The organism is Streptosporangium sp. NPDC020072, from assembly GCF_040631445.1.
Lineage (GTDB): Bacteria > Actinomycetota > Actinomycetes > Streptosporangiales > Streptosporangiaceae > Streptosporangium.
The window spans coordinates 130155-151369 of the sequence record NZ_JBEYAB010000006.1 but is presented as its reverse complement, the minus strand read 5'-3'; the positions used below and the strand labels follow the sequence as shown (position 1 = coordinate 151369).

The 21215-nt window shown below is 71.9% G+C and carries 19 protein-coding genes; 2 read left to right on the top strand and 17 right to left on the bottom strand.

Annotation, left to right across the window (positions count from 1 at the left end):
* Nucleotides 1-27 precede the first annotated feature (27 nt).
* The 17 genes from ABZ470_RS15755 to ABZ470_RS15675 all read right to left on the bottom strand — a co-directional run bounded on the left by ABZ470_RS15755 (nucleotide 28) and on the right by ABZ470_RS15675 (nucleotide 19527).
* A complete protein-coding gene (locus ABZ470_RS15755; protein WP_362775940.1) occupies nucleotides 28-906 on the bottom strand; it encodes a serine hydrolase in 879 nt (292 codons plus the stop codon).
* Entirely contained in the window at nucleotides 899-2245 is a 1347-nt protein-coding gene (locus ABZ470_RS15750) for a serine hydrolase domain-containing protein (RefSeq protein ID WP_362911793.1), read from the bottom strand. The genes ABZ470_RS15755 and ABZ470_RS15750 overlap by 8 nt, the downstream gene beginning before the upstream one ends.
* A gap of 9 nt (nucleotides 2246-2254) precedes the next feature.
* Complete coding sequence (locus ABZ470_RS15745; protein WP_362911792.1) at nucleotides 2255-3580, bottom strand: serine hydrolase domain-containing protein; 1326 nt, start codon at nucleotides 3578-3580, stop codon at nucleotides 2255-2257.
* A complete protein-coding gene (locus ABZ470_RS15740; protein WP_362911791.1) occupies nucleotides 3529-5457 on the bottom strand; it encodes a S9 family peptidase in 1929 nt (642 codons plus the stop codon). The genes ABZ470_RS15745 and ABZ470_RS15740 overlap by 52 nt, the downstream gene beginning before the upstream one ends.
* A 97-nt stretch (nucleotides 5458-5554) precedes the next feature.
* A complete protein-coding gene (locus ABZ470_RS15735; RefSeq protein ID WP_352012061.1) occupies nucleotides 5555-6100 on the bottom strand; it encodes a ferritin-like domain-containing protein in 546 nt (181 codons plus the stop codon).
* Between the two features lie 85 nt (nucleotides 6101-6185).
* Nucleotides 6186-6827 carry a GntR family transcriptional regulator gene (locus tag ABZ470_RS15730; protein ID WP_352012060.1) on the bottom strand — a complete coding sequence of 214 codons (642 nt, stop codon included), beginning with the start codon at nucleotides 6825-6827 and terminating at the stop codon, nucleotides 6186-6188.
* A 48-nt stretch (nucleotides 6828-6875) separates the two neighbouring features.
* On the bottom strand, nucleotides 6876-7721 hold the full coding sequence (locus ABZ470_RS15725; RefSeq protein WP_362911790.1) for a DUF4438 domain-containing protein: 846 nt from the start codon (nucleotides 7719-7721) through the stop codon (nucleotides 6876-6878).
* Nucleotides 7718-8560: a DUF4438 domain-containing protein gene (locus tag ABZ470_RS15720; protein WP_362911789.1), complete on the bottom strand. Its 843-nt coding sequence runs from the start codon at nucleotides 8558-8560 to the stop codon at nucleotides 7718-7720. The genes ABZ470_RS15725 and ABZ470_RS15720 overlap by 4 nt, the downstream gene beginning before the upstream one ends.
* Entirely contained in the window at nucleotides 8557-9900 is a 1344-nt protein-coding gene (locus tag ABZ470_RS15715) for a TldD/PmbA family protein (protein WP_362775950.1), read from the bottom strand. Before ABZ470_RS15715 ends, ABZ470_RS15720 begins: the two co-directional genes overlap by 4 nt.
* Nucleotides 9901-9962: 62 nt before the next feature.
* Entirely contained in the window at nucleotides 9963-11444 is a 1482-nt protein-coding gene (locus ABZ470_RS15710; protein ID WP_362911788.1) for a TldD/PmbA family protein, read from the bottom strand.
* Nucleotides 11441-12613 (bottom strand): Gfo/Idh/MocA family oxidoreductase, encoded by a 1173-nt coding sequence (locus ABZ470_RS15705; protein ID WP_362911787.1) that lies wholly within the window; start codon nucleotides 12611-12613, stop codon nucleotides 11441-11443. Before ABZ470_RS15705 ends, ABZ470_RS15710 begins: the two co-directional genes overlap by 4 nt.
* Nucleotides 12614-12648: 35 nt before the next feature.
* Entirely contained in the window at nucleotides 12649-13581 is a 933-nt protein-coding gene (locus ABZ470_RS15700) for an ABC transporter permease (RefSeq protein WP_352012054.1), read from the bottom strand.
* A 4-nt stretch (nucleotides 13582-13585) separates the two neighbouring features.
* On the bottom strand, nucleotides 13586-14497 hold the full coding sequence (locus tag ABZ470_RS15695) for an ABC transporter permease (RefSeq protein ID WP_362911786.1): 912 nt from the start codon (nucleotides 14495-14497) through the stop codon (nucleotides 13586-13588).
* Nucleotides 14494-15465, bottom strand: coding sequence for an ABC transporter ATP-binding protein (locus tag ABZ470_RS15690; protein WP_362911785.1), 972 nt, complete (start codon nucleotides 15463-15465; stop codon nucleotides 14494-14496). Before ABZ470_RS15690 ends, ABZ470_RS15695 begins: the two co-directional genes overlap by 4 nt.
* Nucleotides 15466-15500: 35 nt before the next feature.
* Nucleotides 15501-16514 carry an ABC transporter ATP-binding protein gene (locus tag ABZ470_RS15685; protein WP_362911784.1) on the bottom strand — a complete coding sequence of 338 codons (1014 nt, stop codon included), beginning with the start codon at nucleotides 16512-16514 and terminating at the stop codon, nucleotides 15501-15503.
* 6 nt (nucleotides 16515-16520) lie between these two features.
* Nucleotides 16521-18170 (bottom strand): ABC transporter substrate-binding protein, encoded by a 1650-nt coding sequence (locus ABZ470_RS15680; RefSeq protein WP_352012050.1) that lies wholly within the window; start codon nucleotides 18168-18170, stop codon nucleotides 16521-16523.
* Nucleotides 18171-18495: 325 nt separating this feature from the next.
* Nucleotides 18496-19527: a D-2-hydroxyacid dehydrogenase gene (locus tag ABZ470_RS15675; RefSeq protein ID WP_362911783.1), complete on the bottom strand. Its 1032-nt coding sequence runs from the start codon at nucleotides 19525-19527 to the stop codon at nucleotides 18496-18498.
* 257 nt (nucleotides 19528-19784) lie between these two features.
* On the opposite strand from ABZ470_RS15675, the gene ABZ470_RS15670 reads away from it, so the two are divergent.
* Both ABZ470_RS15670 and ABZ470_RS15665 read left to right on the top strand, forming a co-directional pair.
* A complete protein-coding gene (locus ABZ470_RS15670; RefSeq protein WP_362911782.1) occupies nucleotides 19785-20285 on the top strand; it encodes a hypothetical protein in 501 nt (166 codons plus the stop codon).
* Nucleotides 20286-20337: 52 nt separating this feature from the next.
* Nucleotides 20338-21147: a GntR family transcriptional regulator gene (locus ABZ470_RS15665; protein WP_362911781.1), complete on the top strand. Its 810-nt coding sequence runs from the start codon at nucleotides 20338-20340 to the stop codon at nucleotides 21145-21147.
* Nucleotides 21148-21215 lie beyond the last annotated feature (68 nt).

Sequence of the window (21215 nt, the reverse complement as noted above, 5' to 3'; positions counted from 1 at the left end):
GCTCACGATAATGGACATAAAGTGACATTAGGTGCGCAGATGGTCTATCGCCACACGAACCGCACGGCCGATGGCCGCGTCCGCCTTGGGCAGCCTGAGCCCGAACGAGCGGGTCCGCAGGAAGACCGCCGCCGCGTACCGCCGCCCGTCCGGATACTCCAGCACGCCCGCCTCGTTGCGGATGCCCCAGAGCGTTCCGGTCTTCCCGGAGATCTTCACCTCGTCGCCGAACGCGGAGGACAGGCGGTGCGGCCAGATCTGGTTGCCCAGGATCCTGCGCGCCTCGGCGCACGCCTCGGCCGGACCGGCCTCGTCCCGCCAGATCAGGCCCAGTAGGGTGGTGATCTCCCGGGGCGTACCGGAGGTCGTCCGCTCGGGGTCGCGCACGGCGAGCGACCTGATCCGCTCCTCGGTGACCGCGGCGAGCCCCTCCTCGTCGTCCAGGCCGGACAGGCCGAGTTCGGTGACCACGCTGCCCAGCAGCTCGGCGCAGCCGCCGATCAGCCGGGTCCGCTCCAGGCCCAGCTCGCGCAGCGTGGCGTGCACGTTGCCGAGCCCGACCCGGCGCAGCAGCACGTCGGTCGCCGCGTTGTCACTCATGGTCATCATGAAGTGGGCCAGGTCGCGCAGGGTGAGCGAGACGTCGTCCACGCACCCGGAGGTGCCGATGCCGCCGTCCTTGTCGGCCGCGGTCACCGTCAGCCGCTCGGTGCGCTCCAGCCTCCCGTCCGCCGCCTGCCTGGCGTACTCCAGCAGGATCGGAAGTTTGAACACCGAGGCGAGCACCACCGGGTCGTCGGCGCCGAGGCAGACCTCGGCGTCGCCGTCGATCTCCCGGACGTGGACGAAGCCCTCGGTCTCCGCCTCCTCGAACACCGCGCGCAGCGCGCCGGATATCTCAGACACGACGCAGCGTCCTGGCGCCCGAGTGCAGGTGGGTGATCCGCCCGTCCTCGCCGACCACGAAGGTGACCGTCTCGTGCATGCCGCCCCTGGGCTCGGCCGCGATGAAGGAGTGGCCCTCGTGGTGCACGAAGCGGGTGGTGGTCCGCGTCTGGCCGGTCTGCCGCATGAACTCGCCGGGGACCAGGGTGACGTCCAGGCCGCCGGGGGCCCCGGCCACCTCCCAGCTGTACATCGGCCCGGAGTACTCACCGAGGTAGGGCGACGGGTCGGCCTCTCCCGGCGCGGGAGCCGGGACGGGCAGGTCGGGCACGGGCAGGCCGGTGACCTCGCGGATCAGCGGCAGCGCCAGGTCGGAGATCATCCCGGCGACGGAGCCGCCGTTGACGCTCATCGCGATCACGAAGTCCGACCCGGGCACGACCCGCCAGAACGTGCTCTGCCCGATCGTGCCGCCGTCGTGCCCGTAGACCTCGCCGCCCCAGTCGAACAGCTCGAACCCCAGGCCCCAGCGGTCGGCGAGCAGCCCGGGAACGCCGGGCACGTCGATCTGCCCGGTCCGCATGGCGGCGACGGCCTCCTCCGACAGCAGCCGGGTGCCGTCCTGCGCCACGCCACCCGCGACGAACATGCGGCCGAAGCGGACCAGCTCGCGCAGGGCCAGGCACATGGTCGAGCCCGCGGGGGCGTTGGAGCGCGGCATCGCCCACGACCGGTGGACGGCGCCGTCGGGGCCGAGGTGCCCGGCCGCCGCCCGGAACAGGATGGCCTCCTCGGGCAGCAGCGCCCAGTGCGTCGCGCCGAGCGGCCCGAGCAGGTGCTCGCGCATGGCCTGCTCCCAGGTGGTGCCGCGCAGCCTGGCGACCAGGGCGCCGAGCACGCAGTAGCCGGAGTTGCAGTAGGAGAACAGGGCTCCGGGCTCGTGGACGTGCCCCGCGTCGTGCAGGAAGCCGATGTACTTGTCCAGGCAGTCGTCGCCGCGCCCGGTGTCCTCGAACAGGTCGCCGTCGAAGCCGCCGCTGTGGGTGAGCAGGTGCCTGACGGTGATGACCTTCTCCGAGCCGTCGGCGACGGCGAACTCCGGCAGATAGTCCCGAACCGGACGGTCCAGGTCGACCAGGCCCTCGTCCACGAGCTGCATGACCAGCGTGGCGGTCCAGACCTTGGTGGTCGAGCCGACCTGGAAGACGCTGTCCGGCGTGGTCTCCACGCCGGTGTCCCGGTTGACCACGCCGGTGGCGACCTGGATCAGCTCACCGCCTGCCCAGAGCGCGAGCGAGGCGCCGGGCACGTCGTGCTCACGGGCGATCCCGTCGAGACGTTCCTGAAGGTTCTCCAGCATTCTCACTCCTCAGGCGATCTTCGGGGTGGCGCGGACGCCGAGGTGGACGTACGGCGAGCCGTCGGGGAGCTCGTAGAAGACGGCCGAGAGCCACTGGGGGTCCCCCTCGGGGCGGCCGACGAAGGTGGTCTCGTTCACGGCGACGAGCTCGATCTCCACGGGCGGCTGCAGCGCGGCGAGGGCCCCGGTGGGCTCGATGAGCAGGAACATCCTGTCCTCGCGCAGGCTCACCGTCATCCGGCTGCCCGCCCGCTGGTACACGCCGGTGTAACGCTCCCGGTCGGCCTGGAACGGCTCGGCGGGCGGGCCCAGCACGGGCGGGACCGTGATCCCGGCCAGCTCGGCGAACAGCTCGGTGGCCACCGCCTGGTGGAAGGCCGCGGTGTGGCCGCCGTTGGCCAGCGAGCACACGACCGTCTCGGTGTCGGGCAGCACCCAGAACATGGCGGCCTGGCCGATGGTGTTGCCGCCGTGGGAGATCACCCGGTGGCCCTGCCACTCGTCCAGGATCCAGCCGATGCCCCACTGCCTGCCGAGGGTGTACGGGTTGGGGATGTCGACCTGCGGCTCCCACATCGCCTTCGGGTCGGCCAGCAGCCCGGTGCCCAGGTGGGCGCGGCCGAAGGCGACGACGTCGGCGGGGCGGGCGGAGATCAGCCCGGCGGGGCCGGCCGAACGCATGAGGCTGGAGACGGGGGCGGGCTTGCCGTCGAGGTGTCCCATGGCGGCGCGGAAGCGCAGCACGTCCTCGGGCAGCGTCCAGGTGTGGGTCAGCCCGAGCGGCTCGATGATCTGCTCGCGCAGCGCGGCGTCCCAGGTCTTGCCGGTGAGCCGCTCGATGACACGCCCGGCGACGACGAAGCCCGAGTTGCAGTAGGACTGGGTCACACCGAGGGGGTGGTTCTGCGCGAGGTCGGCGCAGGCCGCGACGTACTTCTCCACGCAGTCGTCGCCACGGCCGGTGTCGAGGAAGAGGTCGCCGTCGATGCCCGAGGTGTGGGAGAGCAGGTGCCTGACCGTGACGGTCTTGGTCACCTCGGGGTCGGCGACCCGGAACTCGGGCAGGACCTCACAGACCGGCGTGTCCAGCGTCAGCGCGCCCTGCTCGACCAGGACCATGATCTGGGTCGCGGTCCACACCTTGGTGACCGACCCGATCTGGAAGAGCGAGTCCGTGGTCGCCTCGACCCCGGTGTCCACGTTGAGCAGCCCCGCGGCGAACTCGTGGACCTCCCCCTCGTGCAGGAAGGCCAGGTTCGCGCCGGGAACCTCGTACTCGGCGATCAGCTCGGCGAGACGGCCGTGCCAGCGCTGGGGATCCACTGTTCCAGCCATGCGACGATCCTTTCGTTGTAGTCCGTTCGGTGGGAGGGCCTGCCGTTGAGGATGAACAGGTGGGAGCCGCCGGGGTAGCGGACGAGCCTGACCGGGACGCCCCGCTCGCGCAGCGCGGCGAACCACTGCTCGGCCTGGCCGACGGGGCAGCGGTCGTCGTCCTCCCCGTGCAGGAGGAGGGTCGGCGTGGTGACCTTCCCGACGTTCTCCATGGGCGACTGGCCCGTGACGTCCCCGCCGCACTCGTGGACCTTCAGGAGGTACCCGAGGTCGGAGGTCCCGGCCATGCTGTTCAGGTCGCTGACGCAGCCGCCGGGGATGGCCGCCTTGAAACGGTCCGTCCTGGTCGGCAGCCAGCAGGAGACGTAGCCGCCGTAGCTGTAGCCGGTCAGCCCGAGCCGGTCCGGGTCGGCCACCCCCTCGGCGACCAGGTCGTCGATCGGGCTGAGGAAGTCGTCGGTGTCGGCGATCCCCCACGCGCCGACGGTCGCGGTGTAGAACGCCTCGCCGTACCCGTCGCTGCCCCTGGGGTTGAGGGTGAGCACGGTCCACCCCTTGGCCGCGAGCACCTGGTGGTAGAGGTGCACCCCGTCGAAGATCGGGGCCCACGTGTTGTGCGGGCCGCCGTGCACGTCCAGCAGCAGCGGGCCGGGCCCGGTGAGCGTCTCGTCGCGCAGCACGAATCCCTCGACCGGTGTGCCGTCCGGCGCGGTGAAGGTACGGCTGCGCGGCGTGAACAGCTCGACGTCGTCCAGCGCGTACGAGGTCAGCCGCATCGCCGCTGGCTGTCCCGCCTCCCGGCCGCCCGGCAGGTCCAGGAGGTAGACCTCCCCCGCGCTGTGCGGCGTGGCCGCGACGTAGGCGATCCTGCCCGCGGCGGCGCTGACACCGGAGACCACCTGGTCCCCGCCGACGAGCTTTTCCCCGCCGGCGCGGTAGAGGTGCGTGCAGCCGCCGTCGCGGGCGCAGAAGACCAGTTCGTCCCCGGCCTGCTGGGGAATCGCCCCGGGGTAGCCGGGGGCGCCGACCATGAGGTTGCGGTCCAGGCCCTCGGTCACCTCGGTGAGGTCGCCGTCGTCCAGGTGGAACAGGCGGGTGTGGCCGACGGGCCCGCCGGTCATCCCGGCGACCAGCAGCCGTCCGCCGGTCCACCACGCCCCGGCGCAGATCAGCTCCTCGCCGGTGAGCCGCTCCGGCACGCCCTCGGGGTCGCCCCCTGATTCGTCCTCGGGGCCGGGATCGGGCACGTCGATCGAGTAGGCGGCCCCACCGATGACCAGGTCGCGGTCCTGCCCCGTGTCGGTGACGAAGGTCAGGCGCAGGCCGTCCGACGTCCAGGACGGCTCACCGGCGAAGGCGTCTCCCGAGGTGACCCGGACGGTCCGTCCCGTCTCGACGTCCACGACGAACAGCTGCGTCGTCAGGCCGCGCAGCAGACCGGCGCCGTCGGCCTTGTAGCCGAGCAGGTCGGTCACCACCGGCGCCACCGGGTCGGCCTCCCCGTACGGCGCCGCGTAGGCGATCCTGGTCCCGTCGGGCGACCAGACCGCCGCACCCGCTCCCAGCGGGGCGTCCGTCAGGACGCGCGGCTCGCCGCCGTCCATCGGCAGCAGGTGGATCTGAGCCCTGCCTTCGACGGGGCGCAGGAAGGCGAGCGTACGGCCCGCCGGAGACCAGCGGGGGGAGGAGTCGTGCGGCCCGCCCGTCAGGCGGCGCGGCTCGGCGCCGGGGGCGGCGAGCCAGATCTCGGAGTGGTTGGCGTCGGTTTCCCGGTCGGCCGTCGTCACCGTGTAGGCGACGGCGCCTCCGTCGGGGCGGAGCCGGGGGTCTCCCGGAACCGCTATGCGGTAGAGGTCGCTGAGGGAGAGGCGGGGCATGTCCGAACGCTAGGCGCCCGTCCGCCCCGCTTCTTCGGCCGCCACGACGAACCGGGCCGGTCCCGTTGTGCCGTCCTCCAACCGGTGCCCGGCGCCCTCAGCCCTTCAGCGCGGCGGGAAGTCGTTCGAGCAGTCCCCTGAGGTCGTCGGCGTGGTCCTCCTCCTGGGCGAGGATGTGCTCGAAGACCCTGCGGGTGGTGACGTCATGGTCGCCGAGCCACTGGATGATCTCGGTGTAGGAGACGATGACGATCCGCTCCGCGATCAGGTCTTCCTTGATCATCTCCACCAGGTCGAGGCTGGCGTCGTACTCGGTGTGGGACCGGGTCGCCAGCGCCTCGGGGCTGAGATCGGGATCACCGCCGAGCTGCACGATGCGCCGGGCGAGCATGTCGGCGTGCTCCTGCTCCTCGCCCGCGTGTTCGAGGAACTCGGCGGCGACCGGCTCGGCGTAGATGCCGGTCGCGGTGTAGTAGTGCCGCTTGTAGCGCAGCACGCAGACCAGCTCGGTGGCCAGCGCCTCGTTGCACACCTGGATCACGCGCTCCAGGTCGGCGCCGTACGCGGGGGTGATCGGCCCCTTGTCGATCTCCTGCCGGGCCCTGTCCCGGATCTCCGTGATGTCGGTCAGAAACTCTGCCATGTCCCTCCCCCTACCCTGCTTGTCTCACACGGCAAGCCCTCCGCTCCCCCAAGGGGAGACCTTCGAACGTGCCGGCTGAGAAAAGTCAGCCCCCGGTGTCCGCGGGCAGCGTGGGTTCGAGGTAGTGGGCGTGGATGACCGACTCGATCCGTTCCGGGTCGCCGGAGGCCAGACCGCTGATGACGAGACGGTGGCGGCCCGCCGCCTCGGCCATCTCCAGCTGCTGGCGGTCGAGCGAGGAACGCATGAGGGCGTACATGTGGCCGTTCATGGTCTCCCACAGCTCGGCCAGGCGGCGGCGCCCGGAGGCCAGGACGATCTCGCGGTGGAAGCGGGTGTCGATGTCCACCAGCTCCTGCATGTCACCCGCCCTGGCCGCGCCGTCCATCTCCTGGACGAGCTGTTCGAGACGTTCGAAGAAGCCGGAGGGCAGGTTGGTCACGGCGTCTCGGGCGGCGGCGGACTCAAGGACACAGCGGGCGTAGCAGATGTCCTGGATGTCCTCGGTGGACATGCGGGTGACCATGCTGTACCTGCGCGGGTTGATGTCGACCAGTCCCTCGTTGGACAGGTCGCGCAGTGCCTGACGCACGGTCGCCCGGCTCACGCCGTACTCCTCGGCGATGCCCGCCTCGACGAGCCTGGTCCCGGCGGGCAGCTCGTCGTTGAGGATCTTGCGTCGCAGCGCCAGCCGTACCGTCTCGGGTAGGGATAGGTGTTCGAGCACTTCCCCTGGTGTCCTCTCTCGCGTCGCTCGCGTTGACGCCTGTCTGGTTCAGTATGGAGCGCCGCTCAGCACGGTCTCCGACAGCGCGGGTTCCCCGCCGGGGTCGACCGTGACGGGCAGCAGGTCCGCCGGGCCCGTCAGGACGGGGGTGACGCCGGGGCCGTGGCCCGGCAGCGGGCTGTCGCCGTGCGCGACGACGCCGACGGTGCGCCAGTCACGCCGGTAACCCATGTTGTGCCGCACGTCGACGTCGTCGAGCGCGACCAGGTCGCCCAGGCGCAGCCCGGCCAGGCCCGGGGTGGAGGGCGTGACCTGCACGTCCAGGTCCCACATCTGCGCGGGACGGCCCAGGCCGTTGCCCACCAGGCGGCTGGGGACCGTCCCGCGCACGGTCACCGTGACCTTCCCGTCCTCCACGCGCAGCGGCAGCGGGCCGAGCAGGCGCGGGTCGAGGTTGAGCACCTCGACGCCGGGCACGCCGAGGGAGGCGCCCTGGCCGTGCCCGCGCACGGAGATCCCGTCCCCCGGGCGCAGCGCCGCCAGGTGCTCCTGCGCCATGCTGACGATCACCCGGCCCGCCTCGCCGCGTTTGCCGACCACCCAGCCCCGCGCGCCCCGCGCCGCCCCGGTACGGACCACGACCTCGTTGCCCACGCAGGCGTAGGCGGTCAGCGCGTGCCGGGCCGCCGGGTCGGGGTGGACCAGGCAGACCCCCGGTGCCACGTGGTCGGCGTCGAAGCCGAACGCCGAGTCGCCGAGCCGTACGCCGAGCACGACACCGCCGTCGCCGGCCGGGACGTACGGCCTGCCGTCGGCGTCGATCCGGTAGGGCGTCATGCCGTCGATCTCCGGGTGTTCGACGATCCCGAGCAGGTTCACGGCCAGCGTGCTCATCGGATCACCTCCAGGTTGGCGTCGGGACTGCGGACGATGTGGAAGGCCTCGGCGGGGCCGGTGATCAGGGACGACGGCCCCGGTCCGTGACCGTGCAGCATGCAGTGCCCGGTGGAGATCACGCCGATAGTGACATATCCGGACCGGTAGCCGCGACCGAAGCGGTGGTCGGCGTCCTCGATCGCCACGAAGTCACCGATCCGCAGCCCCTCAAGGCCCAGCGACAGGTCGGGGGACAGGCCCGCGTAGGCGCCCATGAGGTCGGTGTTGGCGAACTCGGAGGCCATGCCCGCGCCCGCCCCGACGGCCTCGGCCGGCACTGTCGCCGCCACGTGCACCTCAAGCCTTCCGTCTGCGCGGGTGCCGCCCGGCATCCGTTCGACCAGCTCGGGAGAGCAGTTCTTCACGGTGAGGGCGGGGTGGTCGGTGAGCCGCAGCCCCTGCCCCCTGGCCACGACCGTGACGGGGTCGCCGACGGTGACCTCGGCGAGCGCCTCCTCCGGCAGGTCGGCGAGCACGTAGGCGTGCTGGCCGATCACGAGCCCCTCCGCCCCCGAGGCGGTGCGCACCGTGTTGCCGACGCAGGTGAGGAACTGCAGCGCCATGTTGGCCCCGGGGTCGCGGTGCCGGATGGACAGGCCGGGTTCCAGGTGGTCGGCGGCGTAGCCGGTGGCCGGGTCGCCGCAGTGCACGCCGAGCGTGACACCGCCCATGCCGGGCAGCAGGAAGGCGCGGCCGTCGGCGTCGGGCCTGGGGCCGTTCCTGTCGGCCAGCGGCGGCCAGACCTCGCCGGTCAGGATCTGGGTGACCAGGCGGGCGGCGTTGGTCTCCGCCCTCATGGCCTGGGTCCGAACCTGAAGCCGCGCACCCGCAGGGCGGGGGCGGTCGCGGCGCCGTTCCACACGTTCATCAGCGGCTGGGTGGCGAGTGTGTCGCCGACCGCGTCCACCCGGGACAGCAGCCCGAAGACGCTCTCGGTGAACCGCTTGCCCGCCACGGGGCGGGTGATCCTGCCGTTCTCGATCAGGAAGCAGCCGTCCCTGCTCACCCCCGTGATGGTGGTCCGCCCGGGGTCGACGACCCGGGTGTACCAGAAGCGCTGCACGTAGACGCCGCGTTCGACCCCGGCGACGAGCTCCTCGTACGGCGTCGCGCCGGGGGCCATGACCAGGTTGGCCGGGATCGCCAGGGGCGACTCCTCTCGGGCGATGTGGGCGTGCCCGGTCGAGGGGACGCCGAGTTCTGCGGCCGTGGCCAGATCGGTCACCGCCTCCCCGACCCGTCCCGCGGTGAGGAACCCGACCCGTCGTTTCGGTGTCCCCTCGATGTCGAACGGGAACGGCAGCCCGACCCCGGCGAGCGCGTCGTCGGCGACCGTGACGCACGGCGCGGCGACCGGCTCGCCCGGGGTGCGGGCGACGGCGCCGACCCCGGCGGCGAGCGCCTGCCCGGTGAACCCGAAGGCGCCGAAGAAGTGCAGCAGCTCACCGGCGGCGATCGGGCCGAGGACGACGTCGTGCACGCCGTCGGGCAGCTCGACCGGCCGCCTGGCCCGCGCCGCCTCGGCCACGGTACGGCTCGCCGCCTCCCGCAGGCCCAGCGCCCGCGCCGACCTGCCCAGGTCACACCAGTAGGAGGAGCCCTCGCCCGCCTTGACGGTGAGGGCGCCCGAGGCCTCGGTCGCGGCGGCGTAGGCCCGCACGCCGCCGGTCCCGGCGACCGCGAGCTCGGTGACGGCGCGGCCGAACATGCCGTAGGCCCCGGCGCCCGCGGCCCTGGCCTCACCGATGACGTGGGCGGCCTCCGCCGAGCGGGCGGCGGCGTCCCACCCCTCGACGTCGGCGTGCCACAGGTCCGGTTCCGGGTACGGCCGCGCCCGGGCGACGCCGCAGGCCCCCCGGGCGCCGCCGCGCGCCAGTTCGAGCGCGGCCCGCGCGGCCGTCTCCGGCTCCTCGATCCTGGAGGTCGCGGCCCGCGCGGTACGGCCGTCCACGACGACCCGCACCATGAGCTGCCGTTCCACGATGTCCTGCGCCTGGTGGATGCGCTCCCCGGCGAAGCGGGTGTACTCCCCCGAGCGCACGGCGAGGAAGGCCTCCGCCTCGTCGGCCCCCGCGGCGCCCGCGAGCGCCCGTTCGACCGCCTCAAGCGCGCGGTCCCCGCCGGTGTAGGGCCTCATCCCGTCTCCCCCGTCCAGGTTTCCGTCCCGGCCTCTGTCCGGGATTCCGTTCGGGCCCGTCATCACGCGACCCCGATTCGCACGCCGCGTACGAGCGCCGGGGAGGCGCCGTGCCCGAGGAAGCCCCACTGTTTCGGCTCGCCCTTGCCGCAGGGCATGCCGAACGCCCTGAACTCCTCCGGGCCCGCGACGGCCTCGACCGAGCCCCAGAAGCGCGGCGTCACACCGCCGTAGGAGAGGTTCTTGAGCAGCCGCCCGCGCCTGCCACGCCGTACCTCGTAGGCGACCTCGGTGCCGAACTGGAAGTTCCAGCGGCGCTCGTCGATGGACCAGCTGCGGTTGTCGTCGACGTAGTAGCCGTCGCCGAGGCGGTCGAGCAGTTCGTCGAGGCTTCCCGAGCCGGGTTCGAGGAAGACGTTGGTGGCGAAGCAGACCGGCGGGTAGGCCCAGCCGTCGGCCCTCGCGGCGCCGATCGGGGTGAGGCCGAGCCTGGCGGCGCTGTCCCTGCTGGACAGGAAGTCGACCACGACGCCCTCGCGGATCAGCTCCCGGCGCGCGGCCGGGGTGCCCTCGTCGTCCCAGCCGAAGGAGCCCCGGGTGCCGGGCACGGACGGGTCGGCGGTGACGTTGACCGCGGGTGAGCCGTAGCGCAGCGCGCCGAGCGCGTCCGGGGTGATGAAGGACGTCCCGGCGAAGTTGGACTCGTCGCCGAGGATGCGGTCCAGTTCGAGGGCGTGGCCGCATGACTCGTGGATCTGCAGCGCCATCTGGGCGGGGCCGATCACCAGGTCCGCGGTGCCCGAGGGGGCGACCGGCGCGGTGAGCAGGGCGACGGCCTCCTCACCGACCCGCGCGGCCTGTTCGGCCAGCCGCAGCGACTCCACGTACTCCCATCCGGCCGCGGCGGTGTTGCCGTGGAAGGAGTTGGGGTAGGAGCGGCGCTGCACGTCGTGCTCGTCGGCGGCGAAGACCAGCACCATGGCGCCCGACTCGACCAGGTGCTGGTGCTGGCGGGAGCCCTCGCTGTCGGCGAAGTGCCGGTGCTGCCGTTTGGCGTTCAGCCCGACCTCGGCGGAGACGACCTTCTCCGGTGCCCCGGCGGCGGCGAGGGCCTGGTCGAGCAGGCCGTACCTGCCGGGGAAGGAGAAGGGGTCGGTCGTGACCTCGGTGGTGTGGCGCCCGCTTGAGGGCGGGCGCGGCGGGAGGGCGACGCGTTCGGCGCCCTCGAAGGCGGCGGCGCGTGCGGCGGCGACGGCCCGTCCCGCGACGGCGCGGACGTCGGCCTCGTCACCGAGCGGCGCCGCGGCGAACCCCCAGACCCCCTCGCGCAGGACCCGCACCCCGACACCCATGTTCAGCTCGGAGCGCTCGTCGCGCGCCCCGCCGTGCCTGCCGTACAGGCGGGTCTCCTCGCACTCGACGAGCCGGACGTCGGCGTACTCGACGCCGGGACCCGAGGCCGCGCCGAGCGCCGTCTCACACAGGGCCCGTGCCGCCGCGTCGTCGTGGGCGTTCCCCCAGGTGTGCGCCTCCTGGCCCGTCACCTGGCCTCCTCAAGCGATTCGAGCGGGCCCTCAAGAGGGCTCTCCAGGGGGCCCTCAAGGGGAAAGGTGACCCAGCTGCGCTCGCGGAAGGACCGTTCGAAGGTGTTGATCGTCTCCTGGACCAGCGCGCCCTGCCCGAAGTCGCCCTGGTTGGCCGGGCCGCCGGAGAGGATCTCGTCGGCGAAGTCCCGGCACAGGTTGGAGTAGAACAGCAGCGGCCAGGGCTCGGTCGAACGGCCGCCCTCGGGGAAGAAACGCTGCGGGATCTCCCGTTCGACGAACTCGACGGAGCCCTTGCTGGCCGTCCTGATCGTCTGGCAGACGCCCGCCTCCTCGACCAGCCTGACGACGATCGCGCCCTCGGAACCGTAGACGCGGGCCTCGATGCCGGGGAAGTTGCCGACCGTGACGAACGACGACTGGATGGAGGCCAGCGCGCCGCTCTCGAACTCGGCGATCCACATGTCGCCGTCGTCGATGTTCATCCTGGTCATCAGGCCGGTGTCGCGTACGACGCGTTCGGGGACGAAGTTCCGCATCGTGCCGACCGCCGAGGTCATCGGGGAGTCGACCCACCAGTGCATGATGTCGATGATCGGCGCGCCGTACCCCTCGATGGACGACACCTGGATGACGTCCGGGTCGGCGTCGGCGTCCACCTGGCGCAGCGGGGTCGAGGGGTCGAGCCACTGGCTGTTCTGCTCGTAGCCGTTGAAGATGTACGGCTCGCCGACGAAGCCCGCGTCGATGAGCTCCTTGGCGTACAGCACGGCGGGGGCGTATCTGAAGGTGAAGCCCAGCTTGGTCTTCAGCCCCTTCGACCTGGCCAGTTCCGCGGCCCTGCGCGTCTGCCGGTAGTCGTGGTGCACCGGCTTCTCGCACAGGACGTGCTTGCCCGCCTCAAGGGCGGCCCAGGAGATCTCGAAGTGCGCCCGGTTCCCGGTGGCCACGTCGACGACGTCGATGCCGGGGTCGTCGAGCAGCTCGCGGTAGTCGGTGACGACGCGCCCGACGCCGAAGCGCCTGCCGGCCTCCCCGGCCACGTCCGCGTCGGAGTCGGCGAGGGCGACCACCTCGACGCGGGGGTCACGCTGCCAGCCGGGGATGTGGGCGACCTGTGCCCACCGGCCCGCGCCGACGACGGCGACCCGCACCTTGTCCTGTCCCATTGTGAGAGATCCCTTCGGGGGTTGTGCCGACCCGGTCAGCGGCGGTTGCGCACGCGAGGGTCGACGACCGCGTACGTGAGGTCCACGAGGAAGTTCATGACGACGACGAAGAAGGCGGCCAGCAGCACCGCGCCCGTGACGATCGGGACGTCGAGCTGGTCGATGGCGTCGTAGGTCAGCTTGCCGACGCCCGGCAGCCCGAAGACCGACTCGATGATCAGGACTCCGCCGAGGAAGTAGCCGAAGTCCATCCCGATCATGGTGATCAGCGGGGTGAGCGCGTTGCGCAGCGCGTGCCTGGTCAGGACGGTCCGCTCACGCAGCCCCTTCGACCGCGCCATCTGGATGTACGGCGAGCGCAGCACCTCCAGCATCTGGGCGCGGGTCATTCTGGCGTACCACGCCGCGCCCGCCAGGCCGAGGGTGAAGGTCGGCAGCGCCAGGTACCACCAGAGCGGGTCGCCGAGCCCGTTGAGCGGGAAGATCGAGAACCGGTAGGCCAGGTAGTACAGCAGCAGCAGCCCGACCCAGAACGGCGGGGCGGACAGGCCGATGAGCGCGCCGAGCGTGGCGAGCCTGTCGGCGGCGCTCTTGGGCCGGTAGGCGGCCACGATCCCGGCGGGGACGCCCAGGAGGAGCTGCCAGACGATCCCGCCGACCGCGATGAGCGCCGAGGTCGGCAGGGCCTGGGCGAGCTGTCCGGCGACCGGCGCGCCGTGCAGCGCGTAGGAGGTGCCGAGGTCGCCGTGCAGGAGCCTGCCGAGGAAGGCGGTGTACTGCGACCACAGGGGGGCGTCGAGCCCGAGCTGGTGCCGGATCGAGGCCACGGTCGCCGCGTCGGCGTTGGGGCCCGCGATCAGCCTGGCCGGGTCGCCGGGTACGGCGTAGGCCATGAGGAAGGCGAGTGTGACCACGCCGAGCAGGACCAGGACCATCTGCCCGATCCGGCGCAGAACCCATCCCGTCACGCCGTCACCTCCGTTCCGGTGCGGTCGGGTCGAGCAGGTCGCGCAGCCAGTCGCCCGCCAGGTTGAAGGCCAGGACGGTGGCGATCAGGCAGAGACCGGGGGCGAACAGCAGCCACGGCGCGACCTCGTAGTATCTGCGGCCGTCGTCGACCATCTGGCCCCAGGAGGCCTCGGGCACCGGCACGCCGACGCCGATGAACGACAGCGAGCTCTCGATGAGGATCGAACTGGCCACGCCCAGCGTCGCGTAGACGATGATCGCCGGGACGAGGTGCGGGAGGATGTGCCTGACCATGATCCGCGTGTCGCTCACGCCGAGCGTGCGGGTCGCGGTGACGAACTCCCGCTCGCGCAGCGAGAGCACCATCCCCCGGATGACACGGGCCAGGTAGGTCCAGTAGACCAGCGCGATGACCAGCACCACGTTGCGCTGGCTGGGCCCGGTGACGGAGATCAGCGCGACGCAGAAGAGCAGGATCGGGAACGACATGACCATGTCGGTGATCCGGCTGATCACGGTGTCCACCAGGCCGCCGAAGTAACCGGCGGTCACCCCGGCCACGACCCCGACGACGGTGGCCAGGCCGTTGGCGACGACGCCGATGGTCAGCGAGACGCGGGCGCCGTACAGGAGCCTGGACAGCACGTCGCGGCCGTTGGGGTCGGTGCCGAGCGGGAACTCCCCGCCGGGCGGCACGGGCGCGCCCCTGGCGGTCAGCCCCTCGGCGTAGGTGCGCATCGGGTCGTGCGGGGCCAGCAGCGGCGCCAGGATCGCGGCGAGCACCAGCAGCACGAGCACGGCGACCGAGACGAGGGCGGGGATGTCCCGCAGGAGACTGCGTCCCGCCCTGCGCAGGCCGTCGCGCACGCGGGGCTCGATGGGCTCGGTGGGCTCGATGGGCTGTGCGGCGGTCACGGTGTCACCTCGGGATCGCGCTCCGGTTCGGGCGCGAGGTGGCAGGCGGTGAGCTGGCCGCCCCGTTTGACCGCGAGTTCGGGCCTGACGGTGCGGCAGATCTCCTCGGCGAGCGGGCAGCGCGGATGGAAGGCGCAGCCCGCGGGCGGGTCGGCGGGGCTCGGCGGCTCCCCGGCGAGCCTGACCCTCGGCCCGGTACGGCGCGCGCCGGGCACCGGGACCGCCGCGAGCAGCGCCTGGGTGTAGGGGTGCCGCGGGGCGCCGAAGACCTGGTCCCTGGTGCCGATCTCCACCAGCCTGCCGAGATACATGATCGCGATCCGGTCGGCGGCGAACCGCATCGTGGACAGGTCGTGGGAGATGAACAGGTAGGCCAGCCCGCTGTCCTCCTGCAGGTCCTTGAGCAGGTTGAGGATCTGGGCCCGTACCGAGACGTCGAGGGCGGAGACCGCCTCGTCGCAGGCGATCACGGCCGGGTCGACGCCGAGCGCGCGGGCGATGGAGACCCGCTGGCGCTGGCCGCCGGACAACTCGTGCGGGTAGCGGGTGGCCAGGGCGGCCGGCAGCCCGACCCGCTCCAGCAGCTCCCGCACCCGCGCGGGCCGTTGCCCGGCGGGCAGGCCCCTGACGATCAGCGCCTCCTCGACGGTCGCGCCGATCCTCATGCGCGGGTCGAGGGAGTCGTAGGGATCCTGGTAGACCATCTGCATCTGACGGCGGAAGGTCTTCAGGGCCGCGCCCCGCAGCCCCGCGATGTCGCGCCCGCCGATGCGGACGCGCCCACCGGCGGGGTCGGTGATGCGCAGCAGGGCGCGGGCGACCGTGCTCTTGCCCGAGCCCGACTCACCGGCCAGGCCGAGGGTCTCCCCCGGCGCGACCGTGAACGAGACGCCGTCGACGGCCCGCACGGTCACGCCGCGGCGGCGGGAGAAGTGCACGCGCAGGTCCTCGACCTCGACGACGTTCACCTCGCGTTCTCCTCTCTGGTGTGCGGTCCCGGTGCTCACGGGCGCTCCCCGGCCCCGGTGGCGACGTGGCAGGCGACGCCGTCCTCCATCCGCGGTTCGATCTCGTGGCAGACGTCCTCGGCGAGCGGGCAGCGTGAGGCGAACGAGCAGCCGGGCGGGCGGGCGCCCGCCTGGGGCGGGCTGCCCGGGATGGACGGCAGCCTGCGCGGCAGCGGCCCCGTCATGGCGGGGATCGAGCCGAGCAGGGCGCGGGTGTAGGGGTGGCGGGGGGCGCCGACGATCTCCTCGGTCGTGCCGCTCTCGACGACGCGCCCGCCGTACATGACCAGGACGCGGTCGCAGAACGTCGAGACGACGCCCAGGTCGTGGCTGATCAGGATGACGGCCGTGCCGAGTTCGGCGGTCATCCTGTCCATCAGGTCGAGCACCTGGGCCTGCACGGTGACGTCGAGCGCCGTGGTCGGCTCGTCGGCGATGAGCAGCCTGGGCGAGCAGGACACGGCGATGGCGACGGCGACCCGCTGCCGCATGCCGCCGGAGAACGTCATCGGGTAGTCGCGCAGCCGGGCCGCCGCGTCCGGGATGCCCACCTCGGCCAGCAGCTCCGCGGCCCGTACGGCGGCGGCCCCGCGGTCCATGCCCAGGTGCTCACGGAGCGTCTCGGTGACCTGGCGTCCGATCCGCACCAGCGGGTTGAGGCTGGAGAGCGGGTCCTGGAACACCATGGCCGCCTGCGCGCCCCGCCAGCGGCGCAGTTCGTCCCTGGGGAAGGCGAGCACGTCGCGTCCCTCGAAGCGCACGGCGCCCGACTCGACGGTCGCGGCGGGCCCGAGCAGCCGCATCACGGCCTGGGCCGTGACGGACTTGCCCGAACCGGACTCGCCGACGATGCCGAGGCGTTCGCCCGCGGCGACGGAGAAGGAGACCCCGCGAACGGCCGTGTGGTCGCCGTTGGGCGTCGCGAAGCGGACGACGAGGTCGTCCACGTCGAGCAGCGCGTCCATGGTCAGCCTTTCACCGGGGGCAGCGGGAGCATCGGGGATCGTCACAGGGGGTCAGCCGAGCGGCTTGCCGTCGGTCTTCCAGTAGTTGGTCATGTCCCAGGCCCAGACGGGCTGCGGGAAGTAACCGCCCACGTTCTTGCCGAAGACCTCGGTCTTGGAGCCGTAGTAGAGGGGCACCAGCGAGTTGCCCGCCAGCAGCCTGGTGCTGGCCTGCGTGTAGAGCCGCTGGGCCTCCTGCTCCGAGTCGGTGGCCAGGGCCTTCGCGACCAGGTCGTCGGTCTCCTTGTCACAGGAGAAGGCGTAGTTCTGGCCGCCCTGGACGGCCGCGGCGCAGGCGGTGAGGGCCTGGAAGAAGTTGCTGCCCTCGGGGTAGTCGGCCACCCAGAAGCTGAGCGCCATCGGCGCCTTGCCCGGGGTGCCCGCCAGTTCGAAGAACGTGCTCTGCTGGAGCGGGCGGGGCTCGGCCTTCACGCCGATCTTGGCGAGGTCCTGCTGGAGCTGGGGCAGCAGGTTGGTCCACGGCGGGGTGTTCCAGGAGTAGAGCGTGGTGGAGAAGCCGTCGGGGTAGCCCGCCTCGGCGAGCAGCTGCTTGGCCTTGGCGATGTCCTGGTCGTGGACCAGCTTCTCGTCGGTGTGGCCGAGCACGCCGGGCGGCAGGAACTCGTTGGCCACCTGGCCCTGGCCGTTGACCAGCTTGAGCAGGAAGGCGCGGTCGACGGCGTAGGAGACGGCCTCACGGACCTTCGGGTCGTCGAACGGCTTCATCTTGACGTTCAGCGTCAGGAAGTAGGTGCTGGGCTTGGCGATGGTGACGGTGCGGTCCTTCAGCGCCGCGTTGGCCGTCACCGACAGGTACTGGGCGGGCGGGATCGGGTCGCCCATCAGGTCGATCTGGCCCTTCTCCAGCTGCAGCAGCGCCACGTCGGGGTTGACCCCGAGCAGCTCGACGACCTTGTCCACGTAGGGGCGGGGCTTGTCCCAGTACTTGGCGTTCTTCTCCAGCACGATCTGACGGCCGGGGGAGAACTCCTTGAAGACGAACGGGCCGGAGCCGAGCGGTTTGGTGGCCGCCTCCGCGCCGGAGCCCTCGGGGATGACCGAGGCGTGCGGCATGGCCAGGATGTACTTGAAGGCGGAGTTCGGCTGGGTCAGCTCGATCCGCAGCTCGCTGTCGGAGACGGCCTGGATGCCCTTGGGGGTGCCCTCGGGCTTGTTTCCGTACTCCTCGGCGCCCGCGACGCCGGTCCAGAAGCCGCGCACCGGTGACTTGGTCGCGGGGTCGAGGATGCGGGCGAAGGAGTAGGCGAAGTCCTTGGCCGTGACGGGCGAGCCGTCGGAGAAGGTCATCCCCGGCCTGATCCTGATCGTGTAGGTCTTACCGTCGGGCGAGACCGCGGGCGGCGCCTCGGCGCCCTGCGGGACGAGTTCGCTGGTCGAGCCCTTGTAGTCGTAGAGACGGTCGTACAGCATCCGCATGTTGTTCCAGCACGTCGCGTCGTAGCAGACGGCCGGGTCGAATGTCTTGGGGTCGGACTTGTAGGCGACGGTCATGGTCCCGCCGGCCCTGGGCGTGCCGTCGGCCGGGCCCGTGCCGGGGGTGTCCGCGTTTCGCTGGACCCCGCCGCAGGCCGCGGCGGCTCCGAGCGCGACCACGGTCGTCGCCGTGGCGAACATGATGCGGGAGCGGCGTGTTTTCGCCATCGGTTCCCTCCTCTGGAAGAGCAATGCGGAGTCCTCGATCCCCCGAGGACCTGGTGGAGGGACTGGCCCGCCGTCCTGCTCGCTGCCTCCGCTGTCGATCGTCGACAATCGACAATATGGAACGAGATTCGGGCTACCGTCAATAGCTGATTCAGCCCGTTATAAATCCGCGTTCAACATACCTTGCAGGGCTGTGAGCTGCCGAAACGCGGGCACGCCCGATCGCCCGCCCCACCGCGGCCCCCTTGGGGACACGCCGTACGGCGAGCCGCCCACGGCGGCCCGCCGGAACTCCGGGACGGGCGTCAGGACATCCCTCGTGCGGTCAGTAACCCTTCTCCCTGTCGAAGACGTTGCGCAGCGGACGCCCGTCGAGCCAGCGCCTCAGGTTGTCGGTGAACAACTCGGTGATCGCCCGGTTCTCCGTGTCGACGGTCGAGGCGGAGTGCGGGGAGACGACGACGTTGTCCATGTCCCACAGCGGCGATTCGGGTGGCAGCGGCTCGGTCGAGAAGACGTCCAGGAAGGCGCCGCCGAGCCGGCGGGCGGCGAGCGCCTCCGTCAGCGCCCGCTCGTCGACCACCTGGCCGCGCGAGATGTTGACCAGCACGGCCCCCGGAGCCAGCGCGGCCAGTTGCCGTTCCCCGACGAGGCCCTCCGTCTCGTCGGTGAGCGGGCAGGCGAGCACCAGCGCCCCCGCCCCGGCGAGGGCGTCGTCGATCTCGGTGAACGGCCACAGCTCGGACAGCCCGGGGATGTCGTAGGCCCGCCCCGGTCTGCCGACGCCGACGACCTCGACCCCGAGGGCCGAGAACACCTTGACGACCTGGCGCCCGATGCCGCCGAGACCGACCACGGCCAGCCGCAGGCCCGTCAGCCCCCGGGTGGTGTAGCGCTCCCAGTTCCTCCGCGCCTGCCGTCGTGCCAGGTCGGGCACACCCTTGACGAAGTGCAGCACCCCGGTGAGCGCGAACTCCGCCAGGGGAACGGCGTGGACGCCCGCGGCGGTGGTGAGCACGAGGTCGCTGTCCGCCAGCCCGGTCCTGCGGGCGAACTGCCCGATGCCCGCGCTGGTGGCCTGCACCCAGCGCAGTTCGGGGCAGTTGACCGGCATGGCCGCCGGGTCGAGCCAGTCGAAGTCGAAGCTGACGTGCGCTCCGGCCCGCAGGTCCCGCCAGCGGCCGAGGTCGGCCGCAGACAGCTCGGGCCTGATCCCGGTGTGGTCGGCGGAATAACGCGGACGGGGCAGCAGATCCGGCTCGTAGAGGACCTCGACACGTGGATCGACGGCCCTGACGGCCTCCACATGCTCGGGTTCCAACGGTGACGCCACCAGCACGCGGAGCTTGTCTGCCACCACGCCTCCTCGATTGTCGATCGTCGACAATCGAGGCTAGGACGGCCTCTTTCCCTCCCGCAAGGCTCCGCGATCGTGAGTACCCCACAGTTCCCACACCTGCCGGTGAAGGAATCCTTAACGACGAGGCCCCTCGGCGGCCGGTTCGCGGTAAGGCCCTCCCTACCCCCGGCTCGGGTGCGCGCGGGCATGAACGGCCACGTCCTCGCGGTGGAGACTCTTCACGTATCGATCACCCCCGACTTCGAGGAGGCCTCATGTCCACCCAGCTCCTGGCCGGCTCCCCCTCCGTGCCCGCCTCCGTCAGGTCCGCCGCGTCGCTCTGGTTCATCGCCGTGGGCACGGGCGCGTTCGAGTCCGCCCTGGCCGTGGCCGATCTGCTCGCCAGGGGAACGGCCTCCGCGACCGGCTTGGCGGGCGGTCTCGGTCTCCGGCTCGCGGTCTTCGCCGGAGCGATCCTCCTGGCGGTGCGCCTGCGTCAGGGCCGGGGCTGGGCACGTGTCGCCCTGGCGCTGACCCTGGGGATCTTCGGCACGTTGTCGCTGGTCGTCGAGCCGGTCCGGTGGCTGATGGCCGGGAACTCGATCCTCGGGTTCTTCGCCGACGCCGACCTCATGACCCTCGCCTTCGTCCTCAGCCGGGTGGTGCACCTGACGGCGGTGCTGGCCGCGATGGCCCTCATGTTCAGTCCCGCGGCCAACGCCTACTTCCGCGACATCCGTTCCGGTCTCTCCCCGGCCCCCGGCGAGACGGCCTGAGGCCTCATCCGCGCTCTGATGTATCAACGTTTCACGTTGATATCCTTGGCCGGTGCCCGACATCCATGACGTGGTCGCCGGAACGCCGCACGTCCCCGCGCTGTTGCTGGTCGGCGGGGACGAGAGCGGCCTCGACCGCACGAGCCAGGCCTACCGGGCGATCAGGCGCCAGATCATCGACCTGACACTGCCGCCCGGCAGCGGCTTCACCGAGACGTCACTCGCCCAGCAGTGGGGCATCAGCAAGACGCCCGTGCGCGAGGCGCTCGCCCGGCTGAGGCGCGACGGGCTCGTGACCGCGCTTCCGCGCGCGGGCTACGTCGTCAGCCCGATCACGCTCCAGGACACCGACGATCTCTGCGCCCTGCGGTCACTGCTCTCCGGTGAGGCCGCGGGCGCCGCGGCGCGCCTGGGAGTCACGGCACCGGCACTCGAACGACTCGAAGCGCTGTCCAGGGTGCCCTTCGCGCTTGCGGCGGGCGAGGCGGGGCAGGAGGAGTCCCTCCGGGCCGGGATCGAGTTCGAGGGCGTCATCGCCAACTTCAGCGGGAACAGCCGTCTGGGCAAGGCGATCGTCGACGTGCTCGACGAGTTGGAGCGTGTCCTGCGGATGGCCGCGTTGATCGACCCCGGCATCGCGAGCCCGCCCGGAGAGCTTGGGACCGTCTTCGAACGGCTGCGCGAGCGGGACGCGGACGGTGCCCAGGACGCGATGCGCGCACGGTGCGAACGCGTGCGCCGCGACGTGCTTCGGGTCCTCGCGAAGAGCGCCTCCGTGAGCAGGGCGCACATCGAGCTGCCCGCACCGTCGTGTCCCCGGCCCGGTGCCACGGCCGGGAAGCCTCCCGGCGCCTCCGGATGACGGATCGGCTTGTCCTGCTCGCTCCGGCCCGAAGACCGGGGCACCACGGACGGGCCCGGCCGTCTCCG

What these genes read in the sequence shown, in the direction of transcription:
- ABZ470_RS15745 (WP_362911792.1), bottom strand. Translation starts at nt 3,580, where the DNA reads ATGGCTGGAACAGTGGATCCCCAGCGCTGGCACGGCCGTCTCGCCGAG.
- ABZ470_RS15705 (WP_362911787.1), bottom strand. Translation starts at nt 12,613, where the DNA reads ATGGGACAGGACAAGGTGCGGGTCGCCGTCGTCGGCGCGGGCCGGTGG.
- ABZ470_RS15720 (WP_362911789.1), bottom strand. Translation starts at nt 8,560, where the DNA reads ATGAGGGCGGAGACCAACGCCGCCCGCCTGGTCACCCAGATCCTGACC.
- ABZ470_RS15735 (WP_352012061.1), bottom strand. Translation starts at nt 6,100, where the DNA reads ATGGCAGAGTTTCTGACCGACATCACGGAGATCCGGGACAGGGCCCGG.
- ABZ470_RS15670 (WP_362911782.1), top strand. Translation starts at nt 19,785, where the DNA reads ATGTCCACCCAGCTCCTGGCCGGCTCCCCCTCCGTGCCCGCCTCCGTC.
- ABZ470_RS15715 (WP_362775950.1), bottom strand. Translation starts at nt 9,900, where the DNA reads ATGAGGCCCTACACCGGCGGGGACCGCGCGCTTGAGGCGGTCGAACGG.
- ABZ470_RS15680 (WP_352012050.1), bottom strand. Translation starts at nt 18,170, where the DNA reads ATGGCGAAAACACGCCGCTCCCGCATCATGTTCGCCACGGCGACGACC.
- ABZ470_RS15750 (WP_362911793.1), bottom strand. Translation starts at nt 2,245, where the DNA reads ATGCTGGAGAACCTTCAGGAACGTCTCGACGGGATCGCCCGTGAGCAC.
- ABZ470_RS15740 (WP_362911791.1), bottom strand. Translation starts at nt 5,457, where the DNA reads ATGCCCCGCCTCTCCCTCAGCGACCTCTACCGCATAGCGGTTCCGGGA.
- ABZ470_RS15725 (WP_362911790.1), bottom strand. Translation starts at nt 7,721, where the DNA reads ATGAGCACGCTGGCCGTGAACCTGCTCGGGATCGTCGAACACCCGGAG.